This is a genomic window from Paenibacillus sp. FSL R7-0189 (assembly GCF_037969925.1).
GTDB classification, from domain to species: domain Bacteria; phylum Bacillota; class Bacilli; order Paenibacillales; family Paenibacillaceae; genus Paenibacillus_AQ; species Paenibacillus_AQ odorifer.
In genome coordinates this window covers 1,273,590-1,296,711 of record NZ_CP150223.1, presented here as the reverse complement: position 1 = coordinate 1,296,711, position 23,122 = coordinate 1,273,590, and the positions used below count along the sequence as shown (strand labels likewise).

General features: G+C 44.9%; 18 protein-coding genes and 1 pseudogene. 13 read left to right on the top strand and 6 right to left on the bottom strand.

Annotated elements, in window-relative coordinates; genetic code table 11:
* The first annotated feature begins 186 nt into the window (after window positions 1–186).
* From MKY63_RS05630 to modB, 4 genes and pseudogenes are all read left to right on the top strand, one after another.
* Entirely contained in the window at window positions 187–1,152 is a 966-nt protein-coding gene (locus MKY63_RS05630) for a WYL domain-containing protein (RefSeq protein WP_076129254.1), read from the top strand.
* A 254-nt stretch (window positions 1,153–1,406) separates the two neighbouring features.
* Window positions 1,407–1,493: pseudogene (locus tag MKY63_RS05625) on the top strand (oligopeptide transporter permease oppC); the annotation flags it as partial.
* Window positions 1,494–1,702: 209 nt separating this feature from the next.
* A complete protein-coding gene (gene modA, locus MKY63_RS05620; protein WP_339811932.1) occupies window positions 1,703–2,491 on the top strand; it encodes a molybdate ABC transporter substrate-binding protein in 789 nt (262 codons plus the stop codon).
* A gap of 40 nt (window positions 2,492–2,531) precedes the next feature.
* A complete protein-coding gene (modB, locus tag MKY63_RS05615) occupies window positions 2,532–3,188 on the top strand; it encodes a molybdate ABC transporter permease subunit (protein ID WP_172628881.1) in 657 nt (218 codons plus the stop codon).
* Window positions 3,189–3,568: 380 nt separating this feature from the next.
* Here the strand turns inward: modB and MKY63_RS05610 are convergent, their stop codons facing one another.
* Complete coding sequence (locus MKY63_RS05610) at window positions 3,569–4,567, bottom strand: helix-turn-helix transcriptional regulator (RefSeq protein WP_339811931.1); 999 nt, start codon at window positions 4,565–4,567, stop codon at window positions 3,569–3,571.
* 66 nt (window positions 4,568–4,633) lie between these two features.
* Complete coding sequence (locus MKY63_RS05605; protein ID WP_076129284.1) at window positions 4,634–5,383, bottom strand: polysaccharide deacetylase family protein; 750 nt, start codon at window positions 5,381–5,383, stop codon at window positions 4,634–4,636.
* 278 nt (window positions 5,384–5,661) lie between these two features.
* Here MKY63_RS05605 and dgt point away from each other — a divergent pair, with 278 nt between their 5' ends.
* Window positions 5,662–7,071, top strand: a complete 1,410-nt coding sequence (gene dgt / locus MKY63_RS05600) for a dGTP triphosphohydrolase (RefSeq protein WP_038568916.1) — start codon at window positions 5,662–5,664, stop codon at window positions 7,069–7,071.
* Window positions 7,072–7,146: 75 nt separating this feature from the next.
* On the opposite strand, the gene MKY63_RS05595 is transcribed toward dgt, so the two are convergent.
* Entirely contained in the window at window positions 7,147–7,662 is a 516-nt protein-coding gene (locus tag MKY63_RS05595) for a GrpB family protein (RefSeq protein ID WP_339811928.1), read from the bottom strand.
* A 78-nt stretch (window positions 7,663–7,740) separates the two neighbouring features.
* On the bottom strand, window positions 7,741–8,697 hold the full coding sequence (locus MKY63_RS05590) for a D-2-hydroxyacid dehydrogenase (protein WP_076137180.1): 957 nt from the start codon (window positions 8,695–8,697) through the stop codon (window positions 7,741–7,743).
* A gap of 89 nt (window positions 8,698–8,786) precedes the next feature.
* Between MKY63_RS05590 and thpR the strand changes: the two genes are divergently transcribed.
* The 3 genes from thpR (at window position 8,787) to MKY63_RS05575 (ending at window position 11,151) form a co-directional block, all read left to right on the top strand.
* The gene (gene thpR, locus MKY63_RS05585; protein ID WP_339811925.1) at window positions 8,787–9,389 is read left to right on the top strand and encodes an RNA 2',3'-cyclic phosphodiesterase; all 603 of its coding nucleotides are present in this window, start codon (window positions 8,787–8,789) and stop codon (window positions 9,387–9,389) included.
* Between the two features lie 77 nt (window positions 9,390–9,466).
* Entirely contained in the window at window positions 9,467–10,393 is a 927-nt protein-coding gene (locus MKY63_RS05580; protein WP_339811923.1) for a cell wall hydrolase, read from the top strand.
* 74 nt (window positions 10,394–10,467) lie between these two features.
* Window positions 10,468–11,151: a metal-dependent hydrolase gene (locus MKY63_RS05575; RefSeq protein WP_339811921.1), complete on the top strand. Its 684-nt coding sequence runs from the start codon at window positions 10,468–10,470 to the stop codon at window positions 11,149–11,151.
* A gap of 66 nt (window positions 11,152–11,217) precedes the next feature.
* Here the strand turns inward: MKY63_RS05575 and MKY63_RS05570 are convergent, their stop codons facing one another.
* The gene (locus MKY63_RS05570) at window positions 11,218–12,405 is read right to left on the bottom strand and encodes a glycosyltransferase (protein ID WP_076129244.1); all 1,188 of its coding nucleotides are present in this window, start codon (window positions 12,403–12,405) and stop codon (window positions 11,218–11,220) included.
* 265 nt (window positions 12,406–12,670) lie between these two features.
* On the opposite strand from MKY63_RS05570, the gene MKY63_RS05565 reads away from it, so the two are divergent.
* The 5 genes from MKY63_RS05565 (at window position 12,671) to MKY63_RS05545 (ending at window position 22,662) form a co-directional block, all read left to right on the top strand.
* Entirely contained in the window at window positions 12,671–13,246 is a 576-nt protein-coding gene (locus tag MKY63_RS05565; RefSeq protein WP_076129243.1) for a TetR/AcrR family transcriptional regulator, read from the top strand.
* A 212-nt stretch (window positions 13,247–13,458) separates the two neighbouring features.
* Complete coding sequence (locus tag MKY63_RS05560) at window positions 13,459–15,813, top strand: YhgE/Pip domain-containing protein (RefSeq protein WP_339171710.1); 2,355 nt, start codon at window positions 13,459–13,461, stop codon at window positions 15,811–15,813.
* A 376-nt stretch (window positions 15,814–16,189) separates the two neighbouring features.
* On the top strand, window positions 16,190–20,785 hold the full coding sequence (gene gltB / locus MKY63_RS05555; protein WP_339811916.1) for a glutamate synthase large subunit: 4,596 nt from the start codon (window positions 16,190–16,192) through the stop codon (window positions 20,783–20,785).
* A gap of 169 nt (window positions 20,786–20,954) precedes the next feature.
* Window positions 20,955–21,881 carry an ABC transporter ATP-binding protein gene (locus tag MKY63_RS05550; RefSeq protein ID WP_232061156.1) on the top strand — a complete coding sequence of 309 codons (927 nt, stop codon included), beginning with the start codon at window positions 20,955–20,957 and terminating at the stop codon, window positions 21,879–21,881.
* Complete coding sequence (locus MKY63_RS05545; protein WP_076137194.1) at window positions 21,874–22,662, top strand: ABC transporter permease; 789 nt, start codon at window positions 21,874–21,876, stop codon at window positions 22,660–22,662. Before MKY63_RS05550 ends, MKY63_RS05545 begins: the two co-directional genes overlap by 8 nt.
* Before the next feature lie 8 nt (window positions 22,663–22,670).
* Here the strand turns inward: MKY63_RS05545 and MKY63_RS05540 are convergent, their stop codons facing one another.
* Window positions 22,671–23,120 (bottom strand): polymer-forming cytoskeletal protein, encoded by a 450-nt coding sequence (locus MKY63_RS05540; RefSeq protein ID WP_038568928.1) that lies wholly within the window; start codon window positions 23,118–23,120, stop codon window positions 22,671–22,673.
* Window positions 23,121–23,122: the final 2 nt, after the last annotated feature.

Sequence of the window (23,122 nt, the reverse complement as noted above, 5' to 3'; positions counted from 1 at the left end):
ACTAGAAGATGCATATTGACGAAAAAAGACCTATACATAAATTTGTTTTGTCAGCGGGTTCGGCGGAAAATAATCAGAAGAATTGTAATATAAAATGTGGTAACATAGTAAAAAAGTTCTATCACACTATTACTTTTTTTCATAAAATAATGGGTCTATTTAACCATAAATCAAGGGGAACTGAATATGACAGACCGATTAATCCGACTGATGCGCATTATTACACTTGTTCAAGCCAAGCCAGGGATATTAGCCCGTGAATTGGCGGAACGCTGCGGCAACAGCGAGAGAACGATATACCGGGATATGGACGCGCTTAGCGCCATGCATATTCCTATAACCCACCTTGGACATGGAAAAGGCTATGCTTTTATTGGCAATTTTGCACTTTATCCTTTGGATTGGTCGGAAGAAGAGGCGTCTGCGTTTTCGCAACTACGCTATATTATGGAAGATATTAAACCCGTTCTGCCTATCGATTTTGAAGGCGCTTATGAAAAAGTAGTTGCAGCTGAATACAAGCGAAAGGCGGAGCGGGAAGAAACGATAGAACGTGCAAGAAGAGAAGCAGGTACAAGCTGGTTGGAAAGAAGCGGTGCACAGATGGAGCATCAATCTTTTTTAACACCTATATTGGAGGCTTTATTAAAGCAGAGGAGTATTCAAGCGAATTATTGTGAGAATGCAGTGGAGGAGAAAGAAATAACCATCGATCCTTATTGTTTAGTCCCACTGGAAAATCGTTATCATCTCATTGGATTTTGCCATCATCAGGGTGTTATTCGTACATATCATATCAACGATTTTTCAAACGTGAAGCCACTAAACCGCTGCTTCTCAAAGGAATCATTTGATTTGCAAGCTTTTATGAAGCAAAAATGGTCACTTGACCGCGACAGTTTGCAGGTAGAGTTTAAAGTGAAATTTTCGGAGCGAATCATGGAAGGGCTTAAGAGAGAGGATCTGCCCTATAAGCCGAATAAAGTAGACCGTCAAGCTCGGTGTTGTTATTTTAAAGTCGCGTTGGAACAAGATATTGCGTTTGTCCGCTGGATTAAGAGATTCGAAGAGGATGCTGAAATCATAGAGCCGTTATATTATCGTGAAGTGCTCAGGCAGCAGTTGGAGAAATGGATATCACAATATAAATAAGATGGATTCTCACCTTCAAATGAAATATTCGTTTACATATATTGTTACAAATCAAAAATTATAGAATATTTCTCTTGTTTGGTGAGTCTTTTTATAATATCATCATACATTAAATAACATAATTATAATTTATAGGGTTATTTTTATCCTCGAATTTGACCTTTGTTCAATTTTATATAGAAGAAAAGTATTCTCAAGATTCATTTGATTCTTAAAAATGAATATATTAATCCGGGTGAGGTTCCTGGGGGAGTGGATTATCCATTATGTTGACGGTACTGGGCTTTAACTTGATGGGTGACGGTCTGCGTGCTGTGCTTGACCCTCGTATGAAGAATTAACATCATTCGTGTGGTGTCTTTGCAGCCCTATTTAGGGCGTCAGAGGCATCTTTTTTGTGTGCAAAAAGCCAAAATCATCGTTATATATTGTCTAATTATAACAATATATAACTAAACATATCCAAACACTACTGTAGTTGTAGAAAAACGAAAAACTGTATGCTAGAATAGCATCTAAATATATACATACGAAATTGGGAGGAATGGAAATGTTAAAGAAATGGGCACTCTCCGTGATGGGGATATTGGCAATCCTTCTGGTTGTAAATTTATCTGCAGGTTCAGGTGTAGAGGTGCAAGCAGCCACCAAGAAGACCGAAATTATTGTTTCCGCAGCGGCTAGTTTGCAAGACAGCCTGGATAAGATTGCTCTCCTTTATGAAAAGAAACATCCCGATATTGATTTGGTTTTTAATTATGCGGCATCCGGCACTCTGCAAAAGCAGATTGAGCAAGGGGCGCCGGCGGATCTGTTCTTCTCTGCAGGTGATAAACAGATGAATGCACTGGTGGAAGGTGGACTTATCTCCGATCATAAGGTTCTGCTAAAGAATCAATTGGTTGTAGTTGTACCCGCAGATTCAAAGGTTAAATTAACTACGATTACTCAGCTTACGGATAAAGCTTTTAAGAAGGTGGCAGTGGGACAGCCTGAATCTGTGCCGGCGGGTCAATATGCGCAGCAATCACTGGCAGCGAAAAAGGTATGGGATCCGCTGCAAAGCAAACTCGTATTTGCCAAGGATGTGCGTCAGGTTCTCTCTTATGTAGAAACAGGAAATGCCGATGCTGGTTTTGTCTATAAGACAGATGCGCTTACTTCAAAGAAAACTAAAATCGCTTTGACGGTCGGTCCACATGTACACAAAGCTATTAATTATCCGGCAGGCATCGTGAAGAGCTCGAAGAATCAAAAGGCAGCTAAGGAGTTGTATAGTTACCTTCAGAGCAAGGAAGCTAATGATATCTTCGTAAGTTATGGCTTCCTGCTTCCTTAAATAGAAATTACGAGTAGAAGCGGGTGGAATAAGGTTGGAAATAAATTGGACTGATTTCTTCGCCCCGGTATGGCTTTCCGTAAAAATATCTGTGATTACCAGCATTATTGTATTCATTTTGGCAACAGCTGCTGCGAAGGCCATGGCAGGCCGGAAGTTTCCCGGCCACAGCTTGGTAGAGACTATAATGCTGCTTCCGCTCGTTTTGCCGCCGACGGTCGTAGGATTTGTGCTTTTAGTTATTTTAGGCCGACGAAGCTGGATCGGCAGATGGTATGAACAGATGACGGAGCAGACGATCCTGTTCACATGGGGGGCAGCTGTTATCGCCGCTGTAGTCGTAGCTTTTCCACTCGTATACCGCACAGTGAAGGCGGGTTTCGAAGGGATAGAAGCAGATCTTGAAGATGCAGCGCGGGCACAAGGGGCAAGTGAACTGCAAGTACTGCGTTATGTCACGCTGCCGCTTGCGGGCCGGTCGCTGGCAGCCGGTTATGTTCTTGGCTTTGCCCGCGGTCTTGGGGAGTTTGGAGCTACCATCATGGTAGCTGGCAATATTCCGGGCCGTACGCAAACCTTACCCACAGCGATCTATGTTGCGGTAGATGGAGGCAATATGACGCTCGCGTGGATGTGGGTATGCTCAATTATTGTTATTTCAGCCGCTATGCTGATGTTTGTGAATCGGCGTTCTTAAAAAAAACACCAGACAGCGATTCTCCGGTTATGGGAGAGTTGCTGCCTGGTGTTTTTGGTTTGAAGCGGGCGGTTGAGCAGTTGCTGGGCAAGTGGAAACCCGGCGACTTTGATGTCAGCTTTTAGAACTGCCAAATTTTGATGGAATCTGTGAGTTAACTGCATTCTATACAGTTATTCGGTCTGCATAAGGGGTCGTTCTAACTTTAAATGCATTCTATACAACTAAAACTCGAAAAGTCGCCTATGGGGTAGTAAATCAAGAGAAATAGGTGTACCAAATACAGTTATATCTAATTTGCTAGTTGTTCGAAGAAATATAGTTGTACAAAATACAGTTAAACGCTTCTGCAGATTGCATCCTTCTTCTGTCTGCGACCATTAAGTCTCATAAATAATCGTCCCAGTTTCCGTGAGATCATATCCATGAATGGATCCAAGCTCATTCTGGAAGGCTGGTGAACGCAAAATATCAATCACGGCAGCGATCCATTGCTCATGCTCCGGTTTTTTTATCATCACCAGGTCGTAGCACTCCTGAATCATAGGAATAAAATCAACGCCGTCGACAATCTTGGCGGCTTTCTCAGTGCCGATAGCTACATCAGCTTCTCCCCGGGCCACTTTACCGGCAACTGCCAAATGGCTGTTCTCCTCGTTCTTATAGCCTGATAGGCTGGCTGCTGGAATGCCATGCAATCGAAGCTGTTCATCCAATAATACGCGTGCACCTGAGCCTCGTTCTCTATTGATCAGTGTGAGTCCATTCTGCTCTAAGTGAGACCATTCCTGAATACCTCTGGGATTCCCTTTTTGTACATAAAAACCAGCACTTCGGGTTAGCAGGCGAACTACAACATAAGAGCATCCGACGAGTATTTTACGGATATAGGGTAGGTTGTATTCTCCAGTATCCCCGTCGAGTAAATGTGTGCTGACAATGTCCGATTCCCCTTTATACATGGCAATCAGGCTGTCTAGACTCCCGGCATAAGAACGAAGAGGACGTTCAGTAGGCAGAGCCCGTTCTAAATAGGTAGCTAGAATATCCAGTGACATATCCTGACCTGTAATCACCAAGCTGTGTCCTACAGCTTTAAGGTGAGGAGATTGTGCTGGCATTTGAGCTGGATTTGTACCGGAAAAGGCCAAGGGTATTGCTGGTGGAGTCTGGCCCATTATAGTAGTAGGGTTAGCGGTAGACGCCCCACTCCGTGTATTTTGTTTGTAGGCCTCCAAATCGGATTGATCCACGCGCATTTGTTTTCCTACACGGTAGGAGGGGAGCTCCCTTTTTTTAATTAGATCATATACTTTTAACTTTGATATTTTTAATAAGCGGGCAATTTCCTCTGTCGTATAGGATGTATTATCGGACATCACAAAAGCCTCCAGAACTTCATATTAGGACAAGACTACCCTATTTTGAAGTCCTGTGCAATTAGGCTATTGTTGTTTCCCAGCCTGCTGTGTACTGGATAATTTGATCAACTCAGAGACAGTGACAAATCGAAAGCCTTTCTTTTCTAATTCCGGCAAAATAATTTTAAGCGCTTCTCTAGTTTGTGACTGCCCGTGCACATGATCATGAAACAGAACGATGTCCCCATTACGTGCATTTCGAATGACCTTGTTCGAAATACTGTATACGCCTGGGCGATTCCAGTCACGTGTATCTTGATGCCAGGACCATAATATGGGCTTCAAGCCCATATTGTTAGACAGATCTACTAAGGTCTCGTCATACATGCCACCTGGTGGTCTGAACAGTGAACTATGTTTACCGGAGACTTTTATAATCTCTTCTTCGGTCAATTTTAGCTCCTGCTCAAATTGAGCTTCATTAATAGGTCTTTTAAAATAAACGTGATTGTAGGTATGGTTAGCTAATTCATGCCCCTCAGCAATAACTCGTTTCGCCACCTCTGGATAGGCTGCAATTCTTTTTCCTATCGCAAAAAAAGTGCATTTCGCATGGTATTGATTCAATACCTTTAAGATTTGATCGGTTTCAGTAGGGTCAGGACCGTCATCGAACGTCAATGCAATCACTTTTTGGTTAGTATGTACTTCCCAAATCATGTCTCCTCTTTTTTCGTAGTAGTCGCGGTTTTTGCTTGGACTGCCTAGAGCAGAGTTCGTGAAGCATAAAAAGAGTGTAAGGGTGATCATCATAATTTTGCTGCGAGTTTTCATCATTTCACCTGTTTTTTTATTTTAGAGTGCTCCTTTTGGGGGTCGGTATATTCATAGTTTAAGTTTTGTATAGACAACCAGTCTTTTTTCGTGCTCTTTCTTCTTTCTACTATACCTTCATGTACAGGTTATGAGATTCATTTTGGCTGCTGATGATTACATAGTTATCCACATACCCGTTTATAATTAAATTAGCTTTTGTATTTTGATGTGAAAATAGTTATGAAAATGCCTTATAATGAAGTACTATATACAGACATTTGGTTAGGGGTGGGAATATGACACTTATTGAAAAAAGAGAACACCGGCAATATCCGGAGATTACCCGCCTTGAAACGTCGAGAGCTGCTTATGAGCGTGATTATTCACGTCTGATTCATTCGCCTACTTTTCGTAGGTTACAAGGTAAATCACAAGTATTCGGAGCAGGGACGGGTGATTATTACCGTACGCGTCTGACTCACTCACTTGAAGTTGCGCAGATTGCCCGTGAGGCGGCGAAAAGTCTGCTGCGATCGTATCCAGAAGTGGAAACCACTAAGGCGGAGAATCCGGGTCTTGTTATCGATCCAGAGGTAGTGGAATGCGCAGCTATCGCTCATGATTTTGGCCATCCTCCCTTTGGACATAAAGGGGAAGAAGTGCTGGATAATATTTTGGAACAGCTTATTGAAAAGAAAACTAACGAGGCTGCGCTGCAATCAGGCGCAACGGGTGTGGATCGGCTGCTGATCCATGAGCAGATGAAGCAACGTTATGAGCATTTCGAAGGCAATGCCCACAACTATCGGCTGATTATGTTTCTGGAGAAGCGTGAAAATATTGATGGCCTAAATCTGTCGGATGCTGTGCTGCTAGGCATAAATAAGTATCCTTTTCCCGGCACCTCGCTGAAGAAGGGGATGTACCTGCACGAATGGGGATATATTTCGGAGATCCGCAAAGAATGGGGAATACCAGCAGGTAAGAAAACGTTGGAGGCTCAGCTTATGGACCTTTGTGACGATATCGCTTATTCTGCACATGATCTGGAGGATGGGATTAAAGCCGGAAAGATTGAAGTGCATGAACACTTTATGCATGATTCTTATATCCAGCGGTTAATCGTGGAGAAAATCACCACGCTCGAGGATTTCTTCTGGAAGGGCTGGGAAGAGGAAGGTATTCGCGCGAAGGTCGAGGAAGTGCTCAGTTCATTTCTTCGGGTTTGGAAGGAAAAAATGCCAACCTGTGAAAACGATTATTCCCGCACTCGACGTGAAGTTAAGGCTTATTGGGTAAGTACCTTTGTCGCAAGCTTGGGAGTGATCCAAGATGGAGACTGGAAGAAGGTCACCTTTATAAAGGAAGGAAAAGAAGATGAAGATATGCTGCGGACCGTCAGTGTGCTGAAAAGCTTCGCATGGGTCACTATGATCCGTGATTTGCGTGTGCAGCGGCTGCAGAAACGTAGTGAGTGGATTTTGCGCCGTCTATGGGGAGCATTTCTGGATCCACAGACCTCTAAAGCCATTATTCCATCGGATTGGCTGCAGCGCTTTGAGAAAGATCAGAAGCAGGCAAAGCCGATTTGGACCTGGGAGCATATGGTGATTGATTATATCGCAGGGATGACTGATGCTTTTGCAGAGAAAATATATAATGAGCTGTACGGACTGAAAGTCGGCTCGATTTATGATTTGGATTAGAGGCTCTTAGACAAGTAGTCCCTGCTGTTCATTTAGGATGATCTAAATGAACAGCAGGGGCTATTTTTATAAGGATTATTGATTTAAATACCACTCATATGCAGTTTTTTCAAGATTAACTACAAATTCTTCTTTCCCGTCTATATAAGCTCCAATATCCTCTGGGAATTGTTTGGCAAGAGTATCTTTTAAATCTCCGTACTGTTTAACCGCCTCCGGATGTGATCGGAGGTAGTCTCTTACAGCCAGATGACGACCGATATCTATCTTATTATCCATTTGGAAGACATGAACATGATGGGTTCTGCTATTTCCGCCTTTTCTGAAATATCTTCTGCCACTGATACCGAACTCACCCATACATTCATAACCAAGTGCTGTCATTTGCCGGTTGAACTCATCTACAGCTTCGATATTTCGTACTACAGGCATTATATCTATGATTGGTTTTGCTTTGAGTCCGGAAACAGAAGTGCTGCCAATATGGTGAATATCAACGAGGGCATCAGCAAAGATATCTTTAATCTTCTGAGCTTCTTGGTTGAACATTAGACCCCATTGTTCGTTATATTCTGTGACCGTGACCTTCATTGCACTAACCCTCTCTTTATGGATAACTTTGGATTTTCTTATTATAGAACAGATGTTCCTGTTTTGTAAAGCTTATTTTTAATATTGCCGGTCATAATCAACAAGATTTAGAGAAGGCGTGCCTGATGATAAGTAAGACTTCACATTTTCGGTAAAAATATTAACAATCCGGTCAGCGTATTGATCTGTAATTCCAGCGGAGTGTGGAGTGATGATAACCTGCTCCATAGACCAAAGCGGATGATCCTGCGGAAGGGGTTCGGTCTCAAAAACATCCAACCCAGCGCCACGGAGTTGTCCACGATTCAATGCATCGATCAGCGCCTCTGTATCGGTAGTTGCGCCCCGGCCAATGTTAATGTAATAGGAGCCTTCTTTAAACGCGGAGAAGCTGGTGGCATTAAATAAATGCTTGGTCTCATCGGTAATAGGAAGGGTGTTGATGATGAAATCGCCTTGACTTACAGCTTCGGATAAACGATCTGTTGTATAGATTTGATCAAAGTCTGCGACTGGTTTACCGGAACGGCTGACACCGATAGTCTTCATCCGGAAGGCTTTAGCAATTCTGGCGGTTTCACTGCCGATCGCTCCAGTTCCAGCTATTACGGCTGTTTTACCGAACAGCTCGCTTTCACTGCCATCAGATTTCCAAATCCGGTTCTGCTGATTACGTACAGCCGTATGCAAATTACGTGTGAAGAGAAGCATGAACCCGAAGATTACCGCAGAAATAGGTTCGGCATGAACTCCGCTCCCACTGGTAAGCAGGATTCCTTGTTCCTTAAGACGATCGAGAGGAAGCTTCTCAATACCAGCAGACCAGGACTGAACCCAGCGAAGGGAGGACTCGGGGCGAAGGAGTGTATCCGAAATACCTTTTGCCCAGCCAATTACAATTTCTGCTTCTGCAAGCAGCTGCAAATCCGGATTTTTTGCGTCTCCTTGTGTAAATGTATAGCCTGGGGCAGCCGCTTTGATCCTTTCCTGCTGCTGAGATGTAAGTGGTTGTAGACATACTATAGACTTAGTCATGATGTGTTCCTCCTACTTTGTGGTTTAATGGATATGGATCATGTTATAGGTTAAGAATACCAAATCTATTGGAGAAGGTGAAATTGACCATGGATGCTAAACCATCAGAGAACGAATCAGAACGGCTTTTTCTAGCTGTGAAATTACCTTCTGAGCTGCAAGAAATAGTGGCACAGGCATGTTCAAAGCTATCTGAAAATTTTGATTTTGCTAAATGGACAAATCCGCAAGATTATCATATTACCCTGCAATTTTTAGGAGATACCCCAAAGGCTGAAATTCCAGATTTAGTAAAATCCTTGAGGCGGACTGCTGGTCAAGGCAGACCCTTCAATCTGTCGTTGGACAAATGGGACACATTTGGTCTTCCAGCTTCCCCAAGAGTCCTGTGGATAGGGGTTTCCGGCGAAATAGAGGCATTAAATTCATTAGCTGCCAGAGTGCATTCAGCGACGTTTCCACTAGGTTTTTCAGGCGAATCCAGGGCCTATAAACCGCATCTTACCGTGGCTCGAAAGTACCGGGGAAAAAATTCATATGATGATAAATTGCTGGAAAACTTACTGAAATTGGATGATGATTGGAACCTAAAAAACTATCAGAGAGACTGGACGATTGATAGTTTTGTGTTGTATGCTACCAGAATGTATGCCATTCCTATGTATGAAATTATTGAAAAGTTTACAGTTTAAAATCGATAATAAAGTTTTCAAAGCTTCCGTTTTCGGTTACATACAATAGGAATGTGCCGTGAAATAGGAGGAATATCATGTTAATTTTTAAACAAAACCGCTATATTGCGTTGCTCGTTGGCGTTATACTAGTGTGTTTCTCTGCCATAAGCTTATTGCAACCCGAACAAGTTGCGGAAGGGAAGATGGACAGGGTGCAGATGGATAAGTTGCAATCCACCAGCCGTGCATCCGTACTTTCTCTTTTGCAAGATGAATCGAAGTCTAGTATAACGAGTAGCATTACGAGGGGCATTACTGAAGTTACACAAGCCAATAAGCTTAATAACACATTCAGTCTTTTAAGTTCCGCTTGGAAACCGGCGAAGGGTGTGGAATGGCTTAGTGTAAAAAAAATAAAACAAAAAAACACAAAAAACACATCGAACGTTTCCATTATTCGGGTGAAGGCTGATGTAGTACAATCCAAGCCAGCTGCGCAAAAAGCGTCGCAATTGGCGGAAACAGCAACAAAGAGTAGTCAGGCGACAGCGAAGACAGTCTCGGCTTCTCAGAAACATCCCCTCACAACATTGTACTTCTCTCGGACAGAGCTATTAAGCCAGGAGCAGCAAAGTAAAGCAACCCGGCGCTACGCTGTATCCGAAGAAGAACTGCTTCTGCTACAAAAAATTGTAATGGCAGAGGCGGAAGGTGAACCGTACAAGGGCAAGGTGGCAGTTGCCAACGTTGTTCTGAATAGGCTGCGGTCAGCCAATTTCCCCGACACGATATATAAGGTTATTTATCAGAAGAGCCAGTTCAGCCCTGTAGCTAACGGGCGTCTTAACCGTGTGAAGCCTAACGATGATAGTATTAAAGCGGTGAATGCTGCACTCTCCGGAGTAAAGGAAGTTCCCGATAATACTTACTTTTTCTTGTCGCTAAAACTTGCACAGGATCTGACCGTACATCATACACAGACTTATGTTAAAACCATTGGCAATCATACTTTTTATAAATAAATTTGGTGGATCTGTGAACCTCAGCGCTATATAGGGTAAACTAAACTATATGAATCTGGAGGTGGAAGATAACCATGAAAATCACTTATTATGGACATTCAGCTCTGCTGGTAGAGACGGGGAACGTGAAGGTTATTATTGACCCTTTTTTGTCAGGCAATCCGAACTCCGGTATTTCACCTGCCGATATTTCCGTTGATGCCGTTCTGCTTACTCACGGCCACTCTGACCATTTTGGAGATGCTGTCGAAATTGCCAAACAGAATGATTGTCCGATCTTTGCGGTGTTTGAGCTTGCCGAATATTGCCGGATGAAGGGTGCACAGGTAAAGCACATGAATATAGGTGGTAGTCATAGCTATGCCGGGATGACTGTGAAATTTACGCAGGCATTTCATTCCTCATCCATTCAGGAGGGCGACTCTTGGATTTATGCTGGACAACCCGCGGGGATTTTATTGACGATTGAGGGCAAGACGATTTTCCATGCGGGGGATACCGCGCTATTCAGTGATCTGCGCCTCATTGGAGAAACGAATGCGATTGCCCTGGCAGCTCTGCCTATAGGCGATATGCTTACCATGGGACCGGATGACGCCTTGCTGGCCGCACGCTGGCTGCGGGCGGATAAGGTGATCCCGCTACATTACAATACATTTCCGGATATTGCTCAGGATGGTGCTGATTTCTGCGATCGCCTGCACCAAGAGGGAGTGGAAGGTTTCCCGCTTAAAGCTGGTGAGAGTGTAGAAATTTAAACCAATCCGATTTATATTAAAAAAAGCAGGTAGCCGGGGGAAATTCCCTGACTACCTGCTTATTCTTTAAGGTGTAATACATACAGGTTCTTCATTACGTGCTTGCGCTCTAGAGCCTCTGATTTCAGTTGCCTCGCTTACGGGGTTACCTAACATCTTCAGAACAGTAGTCGCACAGCTTTGTGGTTGATGTTTATCTGGAGCGAGACGTCGTCTGCGTTGCTCTTCCAGAACTGAATATTCACGAAGCATCATAGTGAACCATTTGTTCACTACCTCCGAGTCGAGCACCTCTGCCAGCCCAAGCTCTACGAAATATTGGCAGTTTTTCTCTTCCTGACCTGGAATAGCTTTATAGAAAAGCATCGGAATTCCTTTGGCCTGACCTTCTGTGCAGGTCATCCCTCCAGGCTTCGTGATCAGCAGGTCTGAGGCATCCATCAATTTATTGATTTCACTGCTATATCCCAGAATTTTAACATTGGGATGATTGAGCAGTGGATTGGACTTCATTTTGGCGATTAGCTTCTCATTACTGCCCATACAGAAGACGAGCTGAATATCATCCATTCTGGCGGTGAGGGAATGCATAATCTCTTTGCCGAACATTAACCCCCAACCTCCACCCATAATGAGTACGGTTGGGATATCAGCCAATCCCAGTTCCTTGCGCAGCAGCGTCTTGTTGGAGCGTTCCCAGAACTTTGGATGCACTGGGATGCCAGTGACGGTTACTAGCTCTGGAGCGATCCCACGGCCTGTCAGAATGGATTTGACGCGTGGGGTAGATACGAGATAACGATTGACCTCGGAATTTACCCAGCTCCCATGTGCATCATAATCTGTAATTAATGTATACAGAGGTACATTTAATCCACGACGCTTTAGTCTGGAAATGACCGCAGCCGGAATGGGATGAGTGCAGATAATCAAATCAGGCTTTAGCTGTTCGATCACCTGTGAAGCATGTGTATAAAAAATCCGGTGAAGCGCCATTTTAGTCAACGGGTTCAATGATTTATGATATTGTGTCTTATACATCATGCCGACCAGCTTAGGCTGGCTGCTAACTGTTTTGCGGTAAGCGGAAAGAATCCAAGGGGCGACCGTCGGGTTAAGAAATTTCCCCAGCTCGATGACTCGGCACTGGACATCCGGATTCAGCAGCTTTATTCCTTCGGCCAGAGCATAGGCTGCTCCTGTGTGGCCCGTACCGAAGCCTTCCGAAAACAGCAGTACTCTTTTCTTTCGCATAAGTTCACCTGCTACTTTCCTTTTCTATAGAAATGCTTTCCTTCTTCTAATTATACTAGGAAATCTATACTATACTCACATTATACAAGTAAGACGTAAATAGAAAGTTAAAACCCTGCAATAAATAAAAAAATAAAAGGTTCGCCCAAAGTATTGCAAACTAGAAAACAACATGATAAAGTAGTGAATGACCAATTGACCGGATTAGTAAAGTGGTCAGAAGTCAGCGGGAACGATATTTTCTGGAGAAAGGAAGTGTGCACAGGTGGCAGTGGTGGATCGAAGACAGCAGGTGCTTCAGGCCGCAGCGAAATCTTTTTCATTATTTGGCTATAAGGCAACTACAATGGATCAGGTTGCTAAGATTGCAAATGTCGGTAAGGGAACCATCTACACCTTTTTTACAAACAAAGAGCAATTGTTTGACGAGATCCTGCGCGATATGATGATGGAAATGAAGACGATAGCTGAGCGGGAGATCAGGCGAGACAGACCTTTCTTTGATAACTTGCATCGTGTGCTGGATGCTCTGCTTGAGTTTCGAAGTGAGCAGGAGCTATTCATAAAACTTTCCCAGGAGAATCGCGAATTCGGTACGCCGCAGGCTGGAGAAGGACTCGAGAAGATCGAGAACGTAGTTTTAGAATATTTAGAACGGGAGGTGCAACAAGCGCTCCAACAGGGAGAAATCAAACCTTGCGATCCCAAAATCGTCTCGGTAGTCATGTTCAGATTATATATTGTATTGACTGCTGAACTGAATAAAACACATACTCCCTTGGACAAGGAACAGATCAAGATGTATTTTCATTTGTTTCTCGCCGAAGGATTGGCACAGTAAGGGTTGATTCAGGATAGGGATGGCGTTCTCAGCATCACTCGATTCGCTTTCCCTTAACAATTCTCAAGATGATTAGGCATTGAAGAAGAGCCGCAAGGCATTTTTTTATGCCCTAAATTGACCGAATGGGGAAAACAGTCACTTAGTGTTACGTAATATTTCGCAAACAAAGCATTTTAAAGAGAGCATAAGCTCATAAGGAGAGAACCAGAATGAAATCATTATCCGTATTTACCAAGGATCTTGGAGCAGCCCTTAGAAATCCGAAGGTGCTGATTCCGATGATTGCTATCCTATTTATTCCGGTGATGTACAGCGGATTCTTCCTGAAGGCATTCTGGGATCCGTATGGCAAGATGAATGAACTTCCGGTTGCTGTGGTCAACCAGGATGTCGGCGCTAATTATGAAGGCAAGCAACTACAAGCCGGTAATGATCTTATAGAAGAGTTGAAGGTAACCGACGGCTTCCAGTGGAACTTCGTTTCCCTTGAAGAAGCGGAAGCAGGAATGAAGGACAATACTTATTATATGTCGATCATTGTTCCGGAAGACTTTTCTGCTAAAGCTACTACTCTTATGGATGATGAACCACAGCCGGCAAAAATTATTTATGAGCCAAATGAAGGTTATAACTTCTTGGCTGGTCAGATCGGTGGTACGGCTGTAGCAGAAATTAAAAATAAAGTATCTGCTAAAGTAACAGAAGCTTATGTTGAGTCTGTATTCAATCAGATTACAGAAGTATCTGATGGATTGGGCGAAGCCGGAGATGGTGCTTCCAAGATCGCTGATGGCGCTGGTAAGCTAGATGACGGAGCCTTGAAGCTGAAAGATAATCTACTTGTACTGACAGATGGTACAGGTAAACTTCAAAATGGTGTAGAACCCCTTACACAAGGTGTGACTGATTTGAATGCAGGTGCTACGGCGCTTAAAACAGGATCAACCACGTTGGCAAGCGGATTGCAACAATTGTCTACTGCACATACGCAACTTCAAGACGGTGTTGCACAAAGTTCTGCCGGCAGTAAACAGCTTAGTGACGGCTTGAAACAAGCTGTAACAGGTGCTACACAGCTTCAGGCGGGAACACAGTCTGCTGTGGATGGTACTTCTAAACTACAAGCAGGAACACAATCTTTAGTTGATGGCAGCGCGAAGCTGGAAGCGGGCTTAACTTCTTCCGTAGATGGCAGCGCGAAACTGGAAGCGGGTTTGCAAGCTTCCGCCGCAGGCAGCACGAAGGTAACTGAGGGTGCTAAAGCGGTAGCTCAAGGATTGGAGCAATTGGCACAGGCTAGTCCTGAGCTGGCACAAAATCCAGCGGTACAGAAGCTGCTGGCAGCTAGTGCAGCCGTGGCACAAGGCAGTGAGCAACTACAACAAAGCCAAGAGCAGCTGGCACAGGGTGCTACTGCACTCCACAGTGGGCAAGAGCAACTGGCACAAGGTGCAACTCAACTGCACTCGGGTTCACAGCAGGTAGCTGCTGGTGTAACTCAGTTGCATGATGGAGCAAAGCAATTAAATGCTGGTAGCACACAGCTGTTGACAGGACAACAAAAACTGGCACAAGGCGCATCTGCACTTGTAACTGGTGGCGATAAGCTGAATGCAGGAATGCAACAATTTGGTGCGAAGCTTAAAGAAGCTGCAGCTGGAGGCAGCAAGCTGGCTGAAGGCGGTAAAGCACTTGGTGATGGTACCTCAAAACTGCTTAGCGGTGTAGGCGAACTAGGTTCCGGTATCAGTGCGGTTGCAGATGGTTCGAAAAAACTGGCTGATGGCGCAGGCGAGCTGAAAGATGGTATGGATGATCTGAAATCTGGATCAACAGAACTGGCAACTAAGCTTGGCGATGCTGCTGAAAAAACAGGCAGTGTGAACAAAACAGATGCAATGATGGAAATGTTCGCACAACCAGTTGTGGTTGAGGATAAAGTTGTGAATCATGTTCCGAACTATGGTACAGGTTTTGCTCCTTACTTCCTATCCCTTGGATTGTTTGTAGGTGCTTTGATTTCAACAATTGTTATTCCAATGCGTGATTCGGCTGTCCTTGGTGCTAGCCGTATGAACCGTTTCATCAGCCGTACGCTTACCTTCACAATCATGAGCTTTATCCAGTCTATGCTGGCTGCTGTGGTTGTATTGTACGGACTTGGACTGGAAGTACAAAGTAAACCGCTATTCTTCGTATTTACATTCTTAACAAGCTTAGTTTACACATGGGTAGTTCAAGCGATTGTTACTTGGATGGATCAACCGGGACGTTTCGTTGTTATCGTTATTCTTATCTTCCAATTAACAACTAGTGCCGGAACATTCCCACTTGAATTGATCCCTGACTGGATGAAATTCTTTAATCCACTGCTTCCAATGACTTACACAGTTAGTGGTCTCAAAGCAGTAATTTCTACAGGTGACTTCAGTGCAATGTGGGGAGATGTAGGTATCCTGGCAATCTTTGGTCTTGGATTCCTTGCTCTTACCTTCGCTTACTTCATGACTCGTAGCCGTGAGAATGAAGTTGGAGTGAATAGTGAACAAGTTTTGACTGTATAAACTGATAAATTTTTTGAAAAAAAAGTATAAAAAAGCGTCTCCTCCGGGAGACGCTTTTTTTGATTTAAAATCATAAAAACCCTTTTTCTTGCAAACATATTAGAAGGATTGAAAAATCTTGCAACGCTTTCATTGCATATGCACTTATGCGTTATTTATGTATAATTATGCAACATGAAGTTTTTTTAAACTTTTACTCGCTAAAGCTGTGATGCAAAAACAATTGTTAATCAGCATCATAAAAAAGTTTAAATTGCGCTGATGATACCTCGGTGATAAAATAATAGCACTAATCTGGATTGAATAATTATTAAGATTTTCATGTGAAAAATTTTCCTAAGACATTGCATACTTTATAATAGAAAGGTTGCGTTCGATGAAACACACTGAACTGCCCGTAAAACAGGGCCTGTATGATCCCCAGTTCGAAAAAGATGCTTGCGGCATGGGATTTGTAGCTCATATTAAAGGCACACCGTCTCACAATATCGTAAGTAATGCTTTGACAATGCTCTTTAATATGGAGCATCGGGGAGGCCAAGGTAGCGAACCCAACTCTGGTGACGGAGCAGGTATCATGCTTCAAATTCCGCACCGTTTCTTTGCAAGCGAAGCTCAGAAGCTAGGCTTTGCTTTGCCGGAACAAGGCCATTATGGCGTGGGCATGATCTTTTTATCTCATAACGATGAAGTTCGGGCACAGCATGAAGCTCTCTTAAGCAATATTATTGCTGAAGAAGGTCAAATAGTACTCGGCTATCGTGATGTGCCTACCTATGATGAAATGCTTGGCAAGACAGCGAAAGCTGCTAAGCCTTTTGTGCGTCAAGTATTTATCGGCCGCTCGGCTTCGGTCACGAATGAGTTGTCTTTTGAACGTAAGCTTTATGTAATCCGCAAACGTGCAGAGCTTGCCATTCGTTACGGTGGTGCAGAAGAGGATGAATCCTTCTATATTCCAAGCTTGTCGTGCCGTAAGATTGTATACAAAGGCATGCTGACTACAGAACAAGTCGGACAATTCTACCTGGATTTGCAGAACGAAGAGCTGGAATCAGCGATCGCGTTAGTTCACTCCCGTTTCAGCACGAACACCTTCCCAAGCTGGGAACGTGCGCATCCCTACCGCTTTATGATCCACAACGGTGAGATCAACACCTTGCGTGGTAATGTGAACTGGATGCATGCGCGCCAGTCATTGTTTAAGAGCGAAGTGTTTGGTGAAGATCTGAACAAGATCAAGCCTGTTATTAACCCGGATGGATCGGACACTGCAATGTTCGATAACACCTTTGAGTTTCTCTATTTGAGCGGACGCTCCCTGCCACAGGTAGCCATGATGATGGTTCCTGAACCATGGAGCAATCATGATAGTATGGATGCTGATAAAAAAGCATTTTATGAATATCACAGTACTCTAATGGAGCCATGGGACGGGCCTGCTGCAATGGGCTTTACCGATGGTATACAAATCGGCGCTATTCTGGACCGTAACGGCCTGCGTCCTGCTCGTTATTATGTAACGAAAGACGATATGATTATTTTATCCTCAGAAGCCGGTGTACTGGACATTCCAGCAGAGGACATCTTATATAAAGACCGCCTGAAACCTGGACGCATGCTGCTCGTGGATACGAAGGAAGGCCGCATTATCTCTGATGAGGAAGTTAAATCGGCTATCGCCTCTGAGAAGCCTTATCGCCAATGGCTGGATGAGCATTTGATCAGTCTTGATGAGCTTCCGGATGCACCTGAACTGCCAAATCCTAAGCATGACAATGTACAACAGCTACAGCAGGCTTTCGGCTATACTTTTGAAGACTTGCGCAAGGTGCTTGAGCCAATGGCATCTACTGGTGCTGAAGCTGTCGGTTCCATGGGTTATGATGCTCCACTCGCCGTATTTTCGGACCGCCCGCAACGTCTCTATAACTATTTCAAACAAATGTTTGCTCAGGTAACGAATCCACCCATCGATGCCATTCGTGAAGAGCTGGTTACATCCACAACGACTACGATTGGACCAGAGCGTAATTTGCTTAAACCGGAACCGGAAAGCTGCCGCCAGATCTCGCTGCAAACGCCAATTCTTTCGAACGAAGATTTTGCTAAGATTCGCCATGTTCGCCGTGCAGGCTTCAAATCGATGTCTATTCCAATTCTTTTTCCGGCTGAGCTTGGGGCAGAAGGATTACGCATCGCGCTTGAGCGCATGAACGAGGCTGCTGACCGTGTTATGGCTAAAGGGCATAACATTCTGATTCTGACTGACCGCGGTGTGGACAGTGAGAATGCTGCGATTCCAGCTCTGCTTGCGGTATCGAGTCTGCATCACCATTTGATCCGCCAAGGAACACGGACGAAAGTTAGTATTTTGCTGGAATCCGGTGAACCACGTGAAGTCCATCATTATGCGCTGTTGCTCGGTTATGGTGTGAGCGCAGTAAATCCTTATCTGGCTTTTGAAAGCTTGGATGACATGATCGGCCAAGGCTTATTGCGGGGAATCTCGCATGAAAAAGCAGTGAAGAACTATATTAAAGCTGCGACTAAGAGCGTAGTTAAGATTCTTTCCAAAATGGGAATTTCGACGATTCAATCTTACCGCGGTGCGCAGATTTTTGAAGCTGTGGGTCTGAACTCTGAGTTCGTGGATCGTTACTTTACTTGGACACCTTCCCGGATTGGCGGTATTGGCTTGGAGGAAGTGGCAACTGAGGCGCTTATCCATCATAACCGTGCTTTTACAGAAAAAGACGGAAATGATAAGGTGCTTGACTCCGGTGGCGATTATCAATGGCGTAATGATGGGGAAGAGCATCTATTCAATCCACAGACGATTCATCTGCTTCAGCACTCTGTGCGTAGCGGGAATTATGATATGTACAAGAAATATGCTGCCCTTGTTCAAGGGGAAAGCGAGAAGCAGTTGACGCTCCGTTCCTTGTTGCAATTCAAGTCAGCCTATGAACCGATTCCACTGGAAGAAGTAGAACCGGCATCATCCATTATGAAACGGTTTAAGACGGGTGCAATGTCCTTTGGTTCCATTAGTAAGGAAGCACATGAGACATTGGCCATTGCGATGAACCGGATCGGTGGCAAGAGTAATACAGGTGAAGGCGGCGAAGATCCAGCCCGCTATATTCCGGATAGCAATGGTGATTCACGTCGCAGTGCGATTAAACAAGTAGCTTCTGGACGTTTTGGTGTTACCTCGAACTATCTAGTTAACGCTGATGAGATCCAGATTAAAATGGCGCAGGGCGCTAAACCAGGGGAAGGTGGACAGCTTCCAGGACGTAAAGTTTATCCTTGGGTCGCTGAAGTACGTGGCTCAACAGCAGGTGTGGGTCTGATCTCACCTCCACCGCATCATGATATTTACTCTATCGAGGATTTGGCAGAGCTGATCTATGATCTGAAAAATGCAAATCCACGTGCAAATATTAATGTTAAGCTCGTATCGGAAGTTGGAGTGGGTACGATTGCTGCGGGTGTAGCCAAAGGGCGCGCTGATATTATCTTGGTTAGTGGCTATGATGGAGGTACCGGGGCATCGCCGATGAACTCCATTCGTCATGCGGGTCTTCCGTGGGAGCTTGGCTTGGCTGAAACCCATCAGACATTGATGCTCAACAATCTGCGTGACCGTGTAGTTCTGGAAACAGATGGTAAAATGCTAAGCGGTCGCGATTTGGCTGTAGCTGTATTGCTTGGGGCCGAAGAGTATGGTTTTGCCACTGCTCCACTAGTATCTGTTGGCTGTATTATGATGCGTGTCTGCCAAATGGATACTTGTCCGGTTGGTGTAGCTACACAGAATCCGGATCTTCGTAAGAACTTTACCGGTGATCCGCAGCATGTAGTTAACTTTATGACCTTCGTCGCACAGGATCTACGTGAAATTATGGCAAGTCTCGGCTTCCGTACAATTGAAGAGATGGTAGGCCGTACCGATTGTCTAGATGCAACTCAGGCGTCGAAGCATTGGAAGAAGAAAGGCATAGATTTGAGCAGCCTGCTGCATACACCGGAATTACCGGAAGGAAGCACACGCTTCCGCAGTAAATACCAGAATCACGGTCTGGAAGAGACACTGGATGTTTCGCAGCTGCTCGACCTGGCAGCACCTGCACTGGAATCAGGTACGGCTGTTGAGGCATCACTGCCAATCACGAACGTTAATCGTGCCGTCGGAACTATCCTTGGCAGCGAGCTGACCCGCAAGTATGGGGCCGCAGGTTTGCCGGACGATACGATTCGGCTTCATTTCACCGGTTCTGCTGGTCAAAGCTTGGGTGCATTCGTGCCTAAGGGAATCACGCTTACGGTGGAAGGAGATTCCAATGACTATGTAGGTAAAGGATTGTCGGGTGGTAAGATTATTATCAAGCCATCTCCGAAAGCTACCTTTGCTGCTGAGGACAATATCATTATCGGAAATACTGCATTCTACGGTGCAACAGGTGGAGAAGCTTATATCAACGGTATCGCTGGTGAACGTTTTGCCGTCCGTAACTCCGGAGCGAAGGTTGTTGTAGAAGGCGTGGGTGACCACGGCTGTGAATACATGACTGGAGGCCGAGTGGTTGTCCTTGGTGAAACTGGCCGTAACTTTGCGGCAGGGATGTCAGGCGGTATCGCTTATGTCTACGACCCAGATAGAACCTTCATCGGCCGCTGCAATCTCGAAATGGTACTGCTCGAGAGAGTGGAAGAGTCTGAGGAGATCGAAGAGCTGCGTGAGCTGATTATCCGCCATACCGAGCTTACAGGTAGTGCGGCTGGCGCACGGGTACTGGATCAGTGGGCAGATAGCTTGCCGAACTTCGTTCGTGTCATTCCGAAGGATTACAAACGGATGATGGAGCAAATTCGCAAGGTAGAACAAACCGGATTGACCGGAGAAGCTGCGTTGATGGCTGCATTTGAAGCGAATATGCGCGAGCTTGCCCGTGTTGGCGGTTAAACTGTTGTACTTGAATGAAATAGGAACTGATTGAATAAGGGGACCTGACTCTTCCTAATACCGGAGAAGTCAGGTTCCTTTTTTAACTGGCAGACTCTTATCCTCTAGTGATTTTCGGAAAAAAGGGTATATGTGGTAAACTAGGTTATAGATGAAAGGAAGTGAGACTATGTCGAATACAGAAATATTGATGGAGCCTGTTGCCCGCCTGCAGGGAGTCACCAAAAAAATCGGCTCGAAAACGCTGGTGAGCGATTTAACGCTGGACATCCCGCCTGGACAAATCTTCGGTTTTTTGGGACCCAACGGAGCAGGTAAGACTACTACAATACGGATGATGGTAGGATTGATTTCCATTAGTCGTGGAGACATCTTGATCTGTGGCCGTAGTATTAAAAACCATTTTGAAGAGGCTATCGCAAATATAGGGGCCATTGTAGAAAATCCAGAGATGTACAAGTTCCTCACAGGTTATCAGAATCTGCGCCAATATGCACGGATGGTACCAGGGGTAACGAAGCAACGGATAGATGAGGTTGTCGAGCTAGTCGGACTGGGTCAAAGAATTCATGATAAAGTTAAGACCTATTCGCTAGGTATGCGTCAGAGGCTGGGAGTGGCTCAAGCACTGCTGCACAGACCCAAGCTGCTGATTCTAGATGAGCCAACCAACGGGCTGGACCCACAAGGGATACGCGAGCTCCGAGACTATTTACGCCGTTTATGTCAGGAAGAAGGAACAACTGTATTCGTCTCCAGTCATTTACTTTCCGAGATGGAGCTCATGTGTGACAGCGTAGCGATTATCCAAAATGGACGACTGGTGGATGTGAAGCAGCTAAAAGGGGTAGGCAATACTGTAATGCCTCTGGGAGAAACCTTGTTCGAGGTTGATAATGCTGAAGCTGCGTTAGCCCTCATTGGACGTGGAGTATTTAAGAGTGGGGGACTTGTGCTTGAGGCAGAGCGTGAGGAGATTGCAGAATTAAATGCCAAGCTAGTGGCAGGTGGGATTAAGGTATATAACATCAGAACTCTTGCCCGTACGCTGGAGGATCAATTCTTAGAGGTTACAGGAGGTGAAGGAATTGGGTGAGTTTACAGCTCTCATACATAATGAGAATATCAAAATATACAGCCGTGTCCGCACATGGATTATGCTGCTTATTCTTGCAGTGATGAGCGTGCTGCTTCCTGCGCTTATTTATTTCACAAGCGAAGGCGATTCATCGCTTCTGGGGCTTTGGGACAATTTTCAGATGACGGTGAGTATTGCGTTCTTCTTGAATACAATCTTTACCGTTGTAGTGGCTTCTGACTCCGTAGCGGGCGAATTTACCTGGGGAACCATCAAGCTGCTGCTGATTCGCCCGTGGAGTCGCTCCAAGATCCTGCTCTCGAAATATATTTCCATGGTGTTATTCAGTTTGCTTAGCACCGCAGTATTGATTGCTTTTGGGTTTGGTGCTTCGTTAATCTTCTCCTCATCTTCGGGAGATACGATGTCATCCATTACGGCTTGGAGTCCAGCGGAATATTCCTTCCTAGATCTCCTATGTCGTTACATTGAGCTTTTCTTGACTGCTGCTCTGGCTTTCATGGTATCTAGCGTATTCCGCGCAAGTGGGCTGGCTATTGGATTATCCTTATTTATTATGTTTGCCAAGAGTATTTTTACGGTTATTTTTAGTCCAGAACGGTTTGAATGGGCCCAATACTTGATCTTCACACATATGGATCTAAGAGGCTACCTATTGTCGGATACGGGTCCGGGGGGCTCTACACTTGGCTTCTCCATAGCTGTATTAGCGGTGTACTATATCCTATTCCTGGCCATTTCCTGGATTGTCTTCCGTAAAAGGGACGTTGCTTCATAGAAATAAGTCTAGCCGGCTTCAAGTGTTCCTTGAGCTTTGGAGGAGCGCTTGGCTGCCTTGTCCTTTTTCATATTACTTTTGGGCTCACCTGCTTTTTCAGAGGTGGGCTGTTCTTGCATGGCAATGGAGCCATTCAGGAGGCTGCCTTCCATAATGCTAAGTGCTCCTGCTGAAATATTGCCATGCAACTCCCCGGTTCCGGTCATAATGAGTCTGCGATCAGCCGTAACATCCCCGTATACTTTGCCGGCGATCACGATTTCCTCCGCTTTAATACTGGAGCGCACTGTTCCTTCTTCTCCTACAGTTACGACACCACTGCAAATAATCTCACCGCTAAAGGTACCCTCAATCCGCAGGTTTGTATCACATTGGACCTTACCCTCCAGTGTTCCTCCATGCCCAATTAGGGAATCGGTAGATTTAAAGGGGACACGCTGCTGCCGTTTGTTCCACATTT

Coding starts and splice junctions, on each gene's coding strand:
- MKY63_RS05630 (WP_076129254.1), top strand. CDS start 187: ATGACAGACCGATTAATCCGACTGATGCGCATTATTACACTTGTTCAA.
- modA (WP_339811932.1), top strand. CDS start 1,703: ATGTTAAAGAAATGGGCACTCTCCGTGATGGGGATATTGGCAATCCTT.
- MKY63_RS05610 (WP_339811931.1), bottom strand. CDS start 4,567: ATGTCCGATAATACATCCTATACGACAGAGGAAATTGCCCGCTTATTA.
- MKY63_RS05605 (WP_076129284.1), bottom strand. CDS start 5,383: ATGAAAACTCGCAGCAAAATTATGATGATCACCCTTACACTCTTTTTA.
- dgt (WP_038568916.1), top strand. CDS start 5,662: ATGACACTTATTGAAAAAAGAGAACACCGGCAATATCCGGAGATTACC.
- MKY63_RS05595 (WP_339811928.1), bottom strand. CDS start 7,662: ATGAAGGTCACGGTCACAGAATATAACGAACAATGGGGTCTAATGTTC.
- MKY63_RS05590 (WP_076137180.1), bottom strand. CDS start 8,697: ATGACTAAGTCTATAGTATGTCTACAACCACTTACATCTCAGCAGCAG.
- thpR (WP_339811925.1), top strand. CDS start 8,787: ATGGATGCTAAACCATCAGAGAACGAATCAGAACGGCTTTTTCTAGCT.
- MKY63_RS05580 (WP_339811923.1), top strand. CDS start 9,467: ATGTTAATTTTTAAACAAAACCGCTATATTGCGTTGCTCGTTGGCGTT.
- MKY63_RS05575 (WP_339811921.1), top strand. CDS start 10,468: ATGAAAATCACTTATTATGGACATTCAGCTCTGCTGGTAGAGACGGGG.
- MKY63_RS05570 (WP_076129244.1), bottom strand. CDS start 12,405: ATGCGAAAGAAAAGAGTACTGCTGTTTTCGGAAGGCTTCGGTACGGGC.
- MKY63_RS05560 (WP_339171710.1), top strand. CDS start 13,459: ATGAAATCATTATCCGTATTTACCAAGGATCTTGGAGCAGCCCTTAGA.
- gltB (WP_339811916.1), top strand. CDS start 16,190: ATGAAACACACTGAACTGCCCGTAAAACAGGGCCTGTATGATCCCCAG.
- MKY63_RS05550 (WP_232061156.1), top strand. CDS start 20,955: ATGTCGAATACAGAAATATTGATGGAGCCTGTTGCCCGCCTGCAGGGA.
- MKY63_RS05540 (WP_038568928.1), bottom strand. CDS start 23,120: ATGTGGAACAAACGGCAGCAGCGTGTCCCCTTTAAATCTACCGATTCC.